This window comes from Shewanella fodinae, assembly GCF_014651955.1.
In the GTDB taxonomy this organism is placed as follows: domain Bacteria; phylum Pseudomonadota; class Gammaproteobacteria; order Enterobacterales; family Shewanellaceae; genus Shewanella; species Shewanella fodinae.
The window spans coordinates 124,985-136,366 of the sequence record NZ_BMXW01000001.1 but is presented as its reverse complement, the minus strand read 5'-3'; the positions used below and the strand labels follow the sequence as shown (position 1 = coordinate 136,366).

Here is an 11,382-nt window from a genome sequence, read left to right as displayed (position 1 = left end):
CGTAAAGCGTCCGGATAATTGCGCAAATCTAAACTTCAGGTCCATGCGTCCACACTCTGAAGTCGATGGCATTGTTTATGTGATTTGTCGGGAGTTTGTCAGCTATGACCGCGCGTAGCAAACACATTACCGATAGCGCTAAAGGCCAGTCATGCACCGTGCGGCTTCCTGGTATCTGCAATGGCAACAATGAAACCGTGGTATTTGCGCATATTGGTCATCGGCGCGGGATGGGGATTAAGTGTGCTGATTACTTTGGCGTGTATGCCTGTGAAGCATGCCACTCAGAAGTGGATCGCAGAACTCGACACATGAGCGTTGAAGATTTGCAGCCTGAACTACTACGGGCATTGGAAGAAACACAGGAACGGCTGTTTGATGCCGGATTATTGATAGTTGAGTGAGGTTGGTATGGCTAACGATTTAAATCAGTGCAATTTTATCGGGCGACTGGGTAATGACCCTGAGGTGCGGTATCAGCCATCTGGTGATGCAGTAGCTAATATATCGCTGGCAGTTGGCAGCAAGTGGAAGGATAAACAAGGCCAGCCGCAAGAGAACACTGAATGGGTACGGCTGGTGGCATTTGGCAAGCTGGCAGAAATTATCGGTGAATACTTGCGCAAAGGTTCGCAAATCTTTGTCACCGCAAAATGTCGCACTCGCAAGTGGAAAGACCAGCAAGGCGTAGACAGATACACAACAGAGTTTGTTATTGAAAATATGCAAATGCTTGGTGGTCATCAGTCAAGTGACGCTCAATCAAATAACGGTTACCAAGCCCAGGCGCACCAAGGACAACATCGGGTACCGCAACAACAGCGACTGGCACAGAATCAACCTGCGCTGACACAGCAAAACCAACCAGCGCAATATCAAGCGCCACAAAACTACACGCCAGATTTGGACGATGACTGGCAGGATGATATCCCGTTCTGAAATACACCAATTTTACTTTTTTTGCTAATGGAGTAAGCCATGAAAGAAACATACAAACACGAGTTTAACTGGTGGCAGCGGATATTGGCTAAGGTAACAACTATGTGGCGCATTAATAGTGACTCTATAGATTTTAAGTGGGGCTATTTTGCTCCGCGTTTTGGATTGGAGTTAAGAGTCAATCAAGGTGGATATTTCGATCCAAGATACTCGTTTAGCTTCTGTTTTATATGGGGCGTGGTTCACATAGTTTTGCCATTAAAAACGAAAAGAGAACTATCTTGCGAATGTCCAACTTACGGATTTTACGTTTTTGAAAATAGCATTATATGGAGATGGAATTGGATTTATAAATCTTGGGATGCACCATTTGTGAGTTACGTGTTTGAGTTTTATAAAGTTCTAAATAAAGATGGGAAATGGGAGGACGGTAGCGGCTCTTTGGATAATGAAAATATAGATCGCCAAGAGTTTGATTACACATATCAGCTCAATTCTGGTGATATTCAAAATAGAAAAGCCACGTGCTTCATCGAAAAGCGCCAATGGCATAGAAAGTGGCTACCTTTTATAAAAATGACATGCACACAACTCAGTGTTGAGTTTGACGGAGAGGTCGGAGAGAAAACAGGAACATGGAAAGGTGGCTGTATAGGTTGTAACTATGACATGCTGCCAAAAGAAAGCGTTGAGCAATGCCTCAGACGTATGGAAAAAGAGCGTGAGTTTTAACTCTTGGGGGTAACGATGATTTCTATAGCCAACTTGTTTTTGCTAACAGCTCCGCGCGGAATGCCGTTGCAAGTTATCAGCGGTCGCGGTGTGTTTACCAAGGATGATGCGCTAAACCTTATCGCTCAGGCCCAGGGTAAGTTTCCAGTTGGGATAAAGGTGCTAGAGGCAAGGATTGGTGGAATCGAACCGGCCGCTTTCACTCTGAGAGAAACGTTGACCTCTGCTCTGCTTCAAGATGATGTAGAAACGCAGGAAGCCAAAGCGCTAGCACGAATGGCCGTTGATGAAGTTTGCGGTACTCGCATCTGTCAGAAGTGCAAAGGCCGCGGGTACAACATCAGCAACTGGAATGGCTCGGCAAAGCAAGTGTTGTGTAAGCGGTGCTATGGAGTAGGTCACATACTGAAAACGTCACTTGAGCTTGCTCAGACGATATCTGTATTACTCAAGCGTGAAGTCACAGAGGATGTATTCACTCAGATGTACTATGACCAGTACATGGACTGCGTTAACCAGCTATGGCAGGAGTCAGGAGAAGCAGAACGCGAGTGCAAACGGTTGATGCGACTATGGCGTGAGGTAGCATAATGCAGCAGTACATAAAAACCATTATCAGAATAGGACTAACGGTAAATGTAGGCGTTTTCTCAGCTCTAGGCATATGGTTTCACCAAGTTGAATGTGTGTACTTGGCTTTCTTGTGTTGCGCCATGTTGATTTACTTTGAATATCAAATTTAATTTGATGCCCATCACATAACAGACGGCTAGACTGCCATTGACTTATTAAAATCAGTTGTTGACACAAAACCTCTACAGTGATTGAATATTTCTAGGGTGGGAAAGTACCACCAAATACATATAAACCGCCTTAATTGAGCGGTTTTTTCGTTTTCAGGCCTCAGCACTCGCTGGGGCTTTTCCGTTTCAGGGGATAGCAAATGCGCAGACTAGCAATCGGCGGAATCAGTCTGTCAGCTGCAGGGTTCATCGCACTGGTTGTTTCTGAGGGTTGGATTGATGTTGCTAGTCCCCCAGTTCAGGGCGACAGGCCAACGGCCGGGTTTGGCTCAACGTATCACATCGACGGAACGCCGGTTAAAGCCGGGGACAAACTGACCCCGGTTCAGGCATTGCAAACCGCGCAGTCCCATATCTCAAAAGACGAACAGCGCTTCCGCGACTCGCTTCCCGGTGTCGAAATGACACAGGCAGAATACGACAACTACATCGACTGGGTGTACCAGTACGGCATTGGCAGGTGGCTTGACTCACCTATGCGATTCAGTTTGATAAACGGTAATCACGCTATCGCATGTGATGCGCTGCTGCTGCCGCAGTATCAGACTGTCGCAGGATATGACTGCTCAACACCTGGTAACAAGCGCTGTTATGGCGTTTATACCCGCAACTTGAAACGCCACAAAACGTGCCTTGATGCACAGGAGAAAACCGATGATTGAATTTTTAAAAGGGAAGGCCACGGCGCTGCTAGGTATTGCGCTGCTTGTAATGCTTGGAATGTTCCTGATGGTCAAAGCTGACCTGTCAACCACTACCACAGCATTGACTAACGCTAACGCTGCAAAACAGGTTTTACAGGACGACTCCAACAAGCTGTCTGCTGAGCTTAAAGCCGCAGTGACTGAAACTCAGGACGCTATCGCCGAGCGTGACGCGCTGGCCGCAGCCATCAAAAATAACGAACAGTCGAAATCACAGCTCACCGCAGCAAACACGCAGTTGCAGCAGCGCATCGACAAACTATTGCGGGATTCAAACGATGATCACACTAAAAGCTGGGCCGCTGATTACGTGCCTGATGATGCTGTGCGGCTGCTCGTCAACGCCGCCAATTGTGCGCAACATCCCGACACCGCAGATTGTTTACGTACTGACGCCGGAAGCATTGATAACGCGGTGCCACGTAACCATTCTGGATCCGCAAGTAATCCAGTGCCTACAGCAAAGCTCAGGCCGCTGTCTTTCAAACCCAGCAATGCTGTCGCTGATATCGAATCTGTATGCGGATCTTGGCAGATGTAATCTGGGCTGGCATGCATTAGAGCAGTGGCAGTCGGGAAAGAAAGCTGAGTTAAAGCAACATTGAACACTGGCCACCACCGGAGGCCGCAACTATGAGAATAGTCGAGAGAATTATGGATAAATCAACGCCTTTTTGGACGTATGTGGCATCGCTATCAACAGCAATCGGCGGTTGGTTATCAGTAAATAATGTAGCGGTGCTAATCGGCATCGCTGTTACGCTGATTCTCGGAGTTGTTCAGTTCCGCCGCTGGCTTACTGCGATCAAGTTGGACAAAGAGCGGCTACGGATGGATCAGGAGTTTCATGCTGCGCGGATGAAGCAGCTAAACACTGGAAGTTAACCGCCGGGGCCGCGCTGTGAAGCGCCGCTGCTGGATGCACCCGGCACCAATTTTTATCAGCAGGTAATCAGATGAATCGACCAACGCCACCACAATCACTGTTGGATGCCGAGGCCATTCTATTCCCTGTTGTTGCGCCAGCACCAGAGCTTAAGGCGTGGGCCCACGAAACATTCCTCGCCGAAACTGGCGAGCTGCACAATCCACAGCATGCACACCTTATTGATTCTGATATCGAGTTCATGTGGGCGTCAACGGCGTTTGAAAAGAAAGGTCGTGTAGTTTTAGGTCAATGCGAACAGGTGATGCTACGCGCCGGCGGATGGCATAAGGTAAGACTCGAACAGCAATATCGCGAATGGTTTGGTCGCGTTCCGAAATTCTTAATCACTGTAGCAGCAGATTACAGCGCCGAGTGCTCAGATACTGACTTTTGCGCGTTGGTTGAACATGAGCTGTATCACATCGCTCAGGCCGTTGATATCGATGGTGAGCCGAAATTCAATGATGAAGGCATGCCAGTGCTGACGATGCGCGGACACGATGTTGAGGAATTTACCGACATTGTGCGCCGCTATGGTGCCAGCGCAGGCGTTGCAGAAATGGTCGCAGCTGCAAATAAGCAGCCGACAGTGGCTAAATCAAATATCGCGCGAGCGTGTGGAACCTGCATCCGCGCTGTAGCGTAGGAAAGGCAGGACGATGAAAAGAGCGCTACCGGCAGAAGTTAAAGTGTTCATCGTCCAGTGCGTGGCATGTTATGACACCCCCGCTATCGTTGCCAGAAAGGTCAAGGAAGAGTTTGGACTCGACATGATACGTCAGCATGTAGAGCAGTACGATCCCACTAAAAAGATGGGTAAAAACCTATCTAAGCGGCTGTGCGACTTGTTCTACGCGACCCGCAAGCGCTTCAACGACGATATCACCGATATTGCCATTGCCAACAAAGCATATCGGCTGCGCGTTCTTGACAGAATGGCGGCTGACACAGAGGGCCGCAAGAACTACAAAATGACGGCCGCATTCTTGGAGCAGGCTGCGAAGGAAGTTGGTGATGCTTACAGGCGTAAGGTGGTAGATGACGAAGAAGAGTCGCTGCCAAAGCCCGTGAAAGTAGAAATCAGCGTTAAGGATGCGCGGATCCGTGACGACGATTAATCCAAGTCTTAATATGCCGCAAGCACAATTCCTAGCGTTGCCGCACAAGTTCAGAGCTTTCGTCGCTGGATTCGGCAGCGGAAAAACTTGGGTTGGATGCGGATCGTTATTCAAACACTCTTGGGAGTGGCCTGGTGTTAACGCTGGATATTTTGCGCCGACATACCCACAGATCCGCGATATTTTTTATCCCACAGTCGAGGAAGCGGCTTTCGACTGGGGGCTGAATACAAAAATTAATGAGGGTAACAAAGAGGTTCACCTTTACAGCGGACGCAAGTACCGCAACACGATTATTTGCCGTTCGATGGAAAAGCCAGCCTCAATTGTTGGTTTCAAGATAGGGCAGGCGTTAGTTGACGAACTCGATGTTATGGCCGCGCATAAAGCCGAAATGGCGTGGCGAAAGATTATCGCCCGTATGCGTTACAAGGTTGATGGGCTCAAGAACGGTATTGATGTAACGACAACCCCTGAAGGGTTTAAGTTCGTTTATCAGCAGTTTGTTAAGCAGCTACGCGACAAGCCAGATTTAGCAAAACTATATGGCCTTATTCATGCAAGCACGTATGACAACGAAGCCAATTTACCAGATGACTATATTGATTCGTTGATGGCGTCTTATCCGCCTCAACTGATTAAAGCCTATCTGAAAGGCTTGTTCACTAACTTGGTGAGCGGGTCTGTATACCCTGAGTTCAGCCGATCGCTAAATCACACTAACGAGACTATCAAACAGAATGAAGTGCTTCATATAGGCATGGATTTTAACGTGTTGAATATGACCGCTGAAATAAGCGTTATTCGAGATGGGCGTCCGTTCACGCTGGCCGAGTTAACGAAAGTTCGAGATACGCCTGAAATGGCCAAGCGCATCAAAGAAGAGTTTAAAGATAAAGGCCATCAAATAGTTGTTTATCCAGATGCAAGCGGACAGAACACCAGCACTAAAGGTGCTAGCGTTTCTGACTTAAGCATTCTGCAACAGGCTGGATTCAGTATCGTGGTAGATGGTGTTAATCCGGCAGTGAAAGACCGTGTTAATGCCGTGAATGGCATGATCCTCAACAGCAATTTAGAACGTAGGTGGTTGGTTAATACCGACAATTGCCCAACGCTTACAGAATGCCTTGAGCAACAGCCATACGACGAAAGCGGTGCTCCAGATAAGAAAGGCGGTCTTGACCATCCAAATGATGCGGTTGGTTACTTTATCGCTAAGCGCTACCCAATCATCAGGCCGACAACATCACAAACCGCACTGAGGATGTAATGAGCATAGAATCACCAGATACCGCCATTGAAACGGTTAATAAAATGGATCGCGACTGGCAGATTGTTCGCGCATTGCTGGGAGGCACCCGTGCTATGCGTGATGCTGGCGTTAAATATCTGCCGAAGTGGCCGAAAGAAGAGGATGAAGCATACAAAGACCGTTTGTGTCGCTCAACGTTATTCCCAGCCTTCGCTGAAACCGTTAAGAACATGACCGGGCGCGTTTTCTCTAATGGCATTGCGCTCGGTGACGATGTGCCAGCTAACATTGCTTTGATGTGTGACAACATCGACCAACAAGGCAACAACCTGGCGGTTTTCTGCAATGAATGGTTTAAGCTAGGACTGGCTTTTGGATTGCGGCATGTACTGGTGGACTTCCCTCCAACAGAAGGCATTACAACTCAGGCAGAAGAAAAACAGGCTGGTGTGCGTCCGTATGCAGTTGGTATTCACCCGGATAACATTCTCGGCTGGCGCTTCACTAATGGAGTATTAACTCAGTTCCGATTCAAAGAAAAAATTGAAACAGATGATGGTGAGTTTGGAACAGCTGTTGTTGATCAAATCAGAGTGCTTGAGATTGGCAAGTGGCGCACGTTCCGTAAGGATGAAGGCGGCAGTTGGACGTTACATGGAGAAGGCACATTTTCCATGAACCACATCCCGTTGGTTCAGTTCTATTCAGGTGAGCGCTTCGGCGGCATGGGTGCTGTTCCTCCATTGATGGAACTTGCGCATCTAAACGTAACTCACTGGCAGAGCCAAAGCGACCAGCGCAACATTCTTCACGTAGCCAGGGTACCAATTCTGGCGGCAGTAAATGCTGGAGATACAGTAAACCCAGCGACAGGTCAACTCGTCCCATGGGAAATGACAGTTGGTTCATCTTCAGCGGTTCGCATTAATGGCGATGGCGCTGATTTAAAGTTCGTTGAACACACCGGTAAGAGCATTGAAGCAGGGCGTCAAGACTTACAAGACCTGATTGATGAAATGCGTATGGCTGGGGCGCGTTTGCTGTATCGCGAAAGCAATGCAGTTAAGACCGCAGCGCAGGCAAACGAAGAGGCCAACGAAAAAACTAGCCCGCTCGAAACGATGGGCAATAACTTTGCTGATGCGGTTTCGATGATGCTGCAGTTCTTCGCCGAGTGGACGGGGCAGACAGAAGGTGGGCATGTCACTATCGATGGTAACTACGACATTGACTATGCACCAGAGGTCACACTGCCCGTGCTGAGAGGCATGGCCGACAATGGACAAATCAGTGTTGAAACACTTTTCGAAGAAGTACAGCGCCGCGGCGTACTTTCTGACTCGATCAAGTGGGGAGATGAAGTTAAGCGCATTAATGAACAGCGCTCACGTTTAGATCCGCAAGTGCTGTCTGCGCTAATCACAGCCAAGACCGCTGGCGCTATCAGTCCTGAATCGCTGTGGGGCTACATCGTCAAAGGCCAAGTGCCTGATGGCGATTGGACGTCTGAATCAGCTAAGGTGCAAAACCCAACTGATTATAGTGGTGTTTAATGGCTACAGAACAAGAATTGCAGGCTGTTGAGCTTGCGATAATCGCCGCGCTTGATATCCACAGCCATTATCAGCATCGAGCCGCAAGCGCCGTTGTGAATGACATTAATAAGTCACTGCAAAAAGTTGGTAACTCAACCGCAAAAGAGCTGTTAGCTATTCTCGATGAACTCACCGACTTTGAGAAAAGCAGATTTCTTTCTGGCAACTTCACAACTGCTAGATTGCGAGAGCTGCGCGACATTATCGACGGTTACGCCAGCGGTGCAGGCAATGCGCTTAATGACGCATGGACGGCCACAGCGTCAAGCTATGCTGCTTATGAAGCCAGTTATATGGCTAGTGTTATCAGCGCTGTGTTCGAAGATGCGCCAGAAGTTCCTGATACTGATTTTTACCAGTTAGCTATCAGTAAGCCGTTTAGTGGCGGTAAGCCTTATGGCGGAAAGCTGATGAATGAGTTGCTAGCCGATTACACAACTGACCAACGCGCATTGTTGCTTTCTACCGTCAGAATTGGCGTTTCATCTGGCCTGACAACCTCTGACATTGTGAAGCAAGTGCGCGGTACCAGCGCATTAAACTTTCAAGATGGCATCACTCAGCAGGCGCGTAACAGCGCTGAAATGCTGGTACGTACTGCGCGTGAACATCTGAGTAGCCAAGCGTACAGTAATATCTATCAGATGCTGGGAGCGCCCTACGTTATTGATGTAGCTACGCTCGATGGCCGCACATCGAAATACTGCGCAAGCATTGATGGTAGCCTACATGATGCAAATCAGCCGCATCCTGAGCCACCTTATCACCCGCATTGCCGCACAAAGCAAATACCGTCATACGATGGTGAAATTGAAGGAAATCGACCGTTTGTAACCGCGCTAAAGGTCAAAGGACGCGATGGTGTGAGCAAGTTCCGCAGCATTGGCGATATGACAAAGAATCAGCGTGAAAAAGCTGGTTTGGAAGTAGGGCAAGTGCCTGGATCTACCACCTACAGCAAATGGTTTTCAGGTCAAGGCACAGACTTTCAGCGCGAGTGGTTAGGAAATACCCGTTACAAGCTCTACACCGAAGGCAAGTACACGCTGGATCGTTTTGTGGACCCGCAGAGCGGGCGACAATACACGATTGATGAATTACGCATGCGGGACGCTGATACGTTCCGGCAGATATTTGGTGAATAGCACCAATCACATAACCCGCTTAGGCGGGTTTTTTATTGCCTGAATCCGGATGGACACAGGCGCACTGGGCCGGATGGCTCAAACATCGGAGCAATACCAATGAAATTGAAACTTGATGAAGCAGGTCACGTAGTTGTTGTTGATGGCAAGCCAGTTTATGTACATGACGATGGCAAAGAAGTGCCGTTTGATGCTGTTGGCACTGTAGCGACAATCTCGCGCTTGAATGCAGAGGCTAAGACTCATCGAGAAGCCAAAGAAGCCGCTGAAACAAGCCTGAAGCAGTTCGCAGGTATCACCGATCCGGCAGCAGCATTAAAGGCGCTTGAAACTATCAAAAATTTTGATGATAAGAAGCTGCTTGATGCTGGAGAAGTCGAGAAAGTTAAAGCAGAAATGAAGCGTGTATTCGATGAAGAAAAAACAACGCTGACTTCTGAAAATGAGAAATTGAAAGGCCAGATCAATGATTACCTGATAGGTGGTGCTTTCAATAGCTCCAAATTCATTGCTGAAAAGTTTGCTGCACCTGGCCCGGCTGGCGTTGAAATTGCTAGGTCACTGTTTGGAAAAAATCTCAAAGTCGAAGATGGAAAAGTCGTCGGCTACGACAACAACGGCCAAAAGATTTATTCACGCGCCAATCCTGGTGAAATCGCATCACCAGATGAAGCCATCGAGTTGGTTGTTGGCGCGTATCAGTTTAAAGACCATATCCTGAAAAGTTCTGGTGCGAGCGGTAGCGGCTCCAATGGGAATAACGGGGCAGGCGGTGGCGCTAAAACCATGACCCGTCAGCAATTCGGATCTCTGGACGCTCACGGTCAATCTAAGTTTATGCAAGAAGGCGGATCTCTTACCGAGTAACGCTTACCAAATCTGCCGCTAGTTGGATGACTGGCGGCGCGTGGGTTGGATGGCCCGGAAAATCTAACTGTTAATCAATTTTTGAATGGAGCTAATCATGGCTAACACTTTAACCGGGCTGATCCCGACTATGTACAACGCATTGAACGTTGTATCACGCGAGCTGGTAGGTTTTATTCCTGCTGTAACTCAAGACATGACCTATGAGCGTGCTGCTGTAGGCCAAACCGTTAAATCACCTGTTGCACCTGCTGCAACTGCAACTGATATTGCACCAGCGGTAACTGCGCCTAACGATGGTGACCAAGTTATCGGCTCTATCGATATGGTGATCTCCAAGTCTCGCCGCGTTCCTATCCGCTGGAACGGTGAAGAGAAGAAAGGCGTTGACAACAACGGCGCTCAATTCAACGTGATTTTCCGCGATCAAATGGCACAGGCAATGCGCACATTGACCAACGAAATTGAAGCTGACTTGGCCGCGCTGCACCTGAAAGCGTCTCGCGCTTACGGTACTGTCGGAACAACTCCTTTTGCTACCAATACCAAAGAAGTGTCTCAGGTTCGCAAGATCCTTGTAGATAACGGATCGCCTACTGGTGACCTGCAGTTGGTATTAGATACCGATGCAGGCGCTAACTTGCGTACTTTGTACGGCATCAGCACCGACAAGGACTGGTCAAAAGTGCCTGTTGGTGAAGTTGGTGTGCTGGCAACTCCTCACGGCATGAGCATCCGCGAGTCAGGCCAAATTCTGATGCCTGCAGCTGGATCTGCTGCTGGAGCTACCACTAACGCTGCTGGTTATGCCAAGGGAGCTACCGTGATCACCTTGGCGTCTGCTGGTACCGGTGCCATCCTGTCTGGAGATATCATCACTTTTGCTGGCGACAGCAACATGTACGTTGTTGCCTCTGGCGATGCTGACGTATCAAATGGCGGCACCATCACTCTAGCAGCTCCAGGCTTGCGTGAGGCAATCGGCACTGCGGCTGCCAACATCACTGTTGTATCTGCGTCACCTCGCAGCATGGGCTTTGCCCGTTCTGCAATCGCACTGGCAACTCGTGCTCCAGCACTGCCAGATCAAGGTGACTCAGCTGCTGACAGCTTCATGTTGACTGACCCAGTGAGCGGATTGAGCTTCGAAGTGCGTATGTACAACCAGTACCGCCAAGTGCAGTACGAAGTGTCCATGGCATGGGGTTGCCAGATGATCAAGCCTGAGCACTGTGCTCTGTTGCTTGGTTAATCAAGTGCTGATGTTTAACTGAAAACGCCGGGGTTATTCCCGGC

Annotated in this window: 14 protein-coding genes; all 14 read left to right on the top strand. The window is 48.8% G+C overall.

Annotation, left to right across the window (positions count from 1 at the left end; all coding sequences use genetic code 11):
- The first annotated feature begins 104 nt into the window (after positions 1–104).
- The 14 genes from IE064_RS00640 (at position 105) to IE064_RS00575 (ending at position 11,338) form a co-directional block, all read left to right on the top strand.
- On the top strand, positions 105–404 hold the full coding sequence (locus tag IE064_RS00640) for a nuclease domain-containing protein (protein WP_189615501.1): 300 nt from the start codon (positions 105–107) through the stop codon (positions 402–404).
- 7 nt (positions 405–411) lie between these two features.
- On the top strand, positions 412–939 hold the full coding sequence (locus IE064_RS00635; RefSeq protein WP_189615499.1) for a single-stranded DNA-binding protein: 528 nt from the start codon (positions 412–414) through the stop codon (positions 937–939).
- A gap of 39 nt (positions 940–978) precedes the next feature.
- Complete coding sequence (locus tag IE064_RS00630) at positions 979–1,671, top strand: hypothetical protein (RefSeq protein WP_189615496.1); 693 nt, start codon at positions 979–981, stop codon at positions 1,669–1,671.
- Between the two features lie 15 nt (positions 1,672–1,686).
- The gene (locus IE064_RS00625; protein WP_487391170.1) at positions 1,687–2,262 is read left to right on the top strand and encodes a TIGR02642 family protein; all 576 of its coding nucleotides are present in this window, start codon (positions 1,687–1,689) and stop codon (positions 2,260–2,262) included.
- Between the two features lie 352 nt (positions 2,263–2,614).
- Positions 2,615–3,136: a glycoside hydrolase family protein gene (locus IE064_RS00620; RefSeq protein ID WP_189615493.1), complete on the top strand. Its 522-nt coding sequence runs from the start codon at positions 2,615–2,617 to the stop codon at positions 3,134–3,136.
- Positions 3,129–3,719 carry a hypothetical protein gene (locus tag IE064_RS18345; protein ID WP_189615491.1) on the top strand — a complete coding sequence of 197 codons (591 nt, stop codon included), beginning with the start codon at positions 3,129–3,131 and terminating at the stop codon, positions 3,717–3,719. The genes IE064_RS00620 and IE064_RS18345 overlap by 8 nt, the downstream gene beginning before the upstream one ends.
- Before the next feature lie 113 nt (positions 3,720–3,832).
- The gene (locus IE064_RS00610) at positions 3,833–4,063 is read left to right on the top strand and encodes a phage holin family protein (RefSeq protein WP_229799817.1); all 231 of its coding nucleotides are present in this window, start codon (positions 3,833–3,835) and stop codon (positions 4,061–4,063) included.
- Between the two features lie 71 nt (positions 4,064–4,134).
- Entirely contained in the window at positions 4,135–4,752 is a 618-nt protein-coding gene (locus IE064_RS00605) for a putative metallopeptidase (RefSeq protein WP_189615487.1), read from the top strand.
- Positions 4,753–4,765: 13 nt separating this feature from the next.
- On the top strand, positions 4,766–5,224 hold the full coding sequence (locus IE064_RS00600; protein ID WP_189615484.1) for a DUF2280 domain-containing protein: 459 nt from the start codon (positions 4,766–4,768) through the stop codon (positions 5,222–5,224).
- Positions 5,211–6,497 (top strand): terminase large subunit domain-containing protein, encoded by a 1,287-nt coding sequence (locus IE064_RS00595; protein ID WP_229799816.1) that lies wholly within the window; start codon positions 5,211–5,213, stop codon positions 6,495–6,497. The genes IE064_RS00600 and IE064_RS00595 overlap by 14 nt, the downstream gene beginning before the upstream one ends.
- Positions 6,497–8,032: a DUF4055 domain-containing protein gene (locus tag IE064_RS00590; protein ID WP_189615480.1), complete on the top strand. Its 1,536-nt coding sequence runs from the start codon at positions 6,497–6,499 to the stop codon at positions 8,030–8,032. The genes IE064_RS00595 and IE064_RS00590 overlap by 1 nt, the downstream gene beginning before the upstream one ends.
- Positions 8,032–9,219 carry a hypothetical protein gene (locus IE064_RS00585; protein WP_189615478.1) on the top strand — a complete coding sequence of 396 codons (1,188 nt, stop codon included), beginning with the start codon at positions 8,032–8,034 and terminating at the stop codon, positions 9,217–9,219. The genes IE064_RS00590 and IE064_RS00585 overlap by 1 nt, the downstream gene beginning before the upstream one ends.
- A 99-nt stretch (positions 9,220–9,318) precedes the next feature.
- Positions 9,319–10,086: a DUF6651 domain-containing protein gene (locus IE064_RS00580; protein WP_189615469.1), complete on the top strand. Its 768-nt coding sequence runs from the start codon at positions 9,319–9,321 to the stop codon at positions 10,084–10,086.
- A 97-nt stretch (positions 10,087–10,183) separates the two neighbouring features.
- The gene (locus IE064_RS00575) at positions 10,184–11,338 is read left to right on the top strand and encodes a major capsid protein (protein WP_189615468.1); all 1,155 of its coding nucleotides are present in this window, start codon (positions 10,184–10,186) and stop codon (positions 11,336–11,338) included.
- Positions 11,339–11,382 lie beyond the last annotated feature (44 nt).

What these genes read in the sequence shown, in the direction of transcription:
- IE064_RS00640 (WP_189615501.1), top strand. Translation starts at nt 105, where the DNA reads ATGACCGCGCGTAGCAAACACATTACCGATAGCGCTAAAGGCCAGTCA.
- IE064_RS00635 (WP_189615499.1), top strand. Translation starts at nt 412, where the DNA reads ATGGCTAACGATTTAAATCAGTGCAATTTTATCGGGCGACTGGGTAAT.
- IE064_RS00630 (WP_189615496.1), top strand. Translation starts at nt 979, where the DNA reads ATGAAAGAAACATACAAACACGAGTTTAACTGGTGGCAGCGGATATTG.
- IE064_RS00625 (WP_487391170.1), top strand. Translation starts at nt 1,687, where the DNA reads ATGATTTCTATAGCCAACTTGTTTTTGCTAACAGCTCCGCGCGGAATG.
- IE064_RS00620 (WP_189615493.1), top strand. Translation starts at nt 2,615, where the DNA reads ATGCGCAGACTAGCAATCGGCGGAATCAGTCTGTCAGCTGCAGGGTTC.
- IE064_RS18345 (WP_189615491.1), top strand. Translation starts at nt 3,129, where the DNA reads ATGATTGAATTTTTAAAAGGGAAGGCCACGGCGCTGCTAGGTATTGCG.
- IE064_RS00610 (WP_229799817.1), top strand. Translation starts at nt 3,833, where the DNA reads ATGGATAAATCAACGCCTTTTTGGACGTATGTGGCATCGCTATCAACA.
- IE064_RS00605 (WP_189615487.1), top strand. Translation starts at nt 4,135, where the DNA reads ATGAATCGACCAACGCCACCACAATCACTGTTGGATGCCGAGGCCATT.
- IE064_RS00600 (WP_189615484.1), top strand. Translation starts at nt 4,766, where the DNA reads ATGAAAAGAGCGCTACCGGCAGAAGTTAAAGTGTTCATCGTCCAGTGC.
- IE064_RS00590 (WP_189615480.1), top strand. Translation starts at nt 6,497, where the DNA reads ATGAGCATAGAATCACCAGATACCGCCATTGAAACGGTTAATAAAATG.
- IE064_RS00585 (WP_189615478.1), top strand. Translation starts at nt 8,032, where the DNA reads ATGGCTACAGAACAAGAATTGCAGGCTGTTGAGCTTGCGATAATCGCC.
- IE064_RS00580 (WP_189615469.1), top strand. Translation starts at nt 9,319, where the DNA reads ATGAAATTGAAACTTGATGAAGCAGGTCACGTAGTTGTTGTTGATGGC.
- IE064_RS00575 (WP_189615468.1), top strand. Translation starts at nt 10,184, where the DNA reads ATGGCTAACACTTTAACCGGGCTGATCCCGACTATGTACAACGCATTG.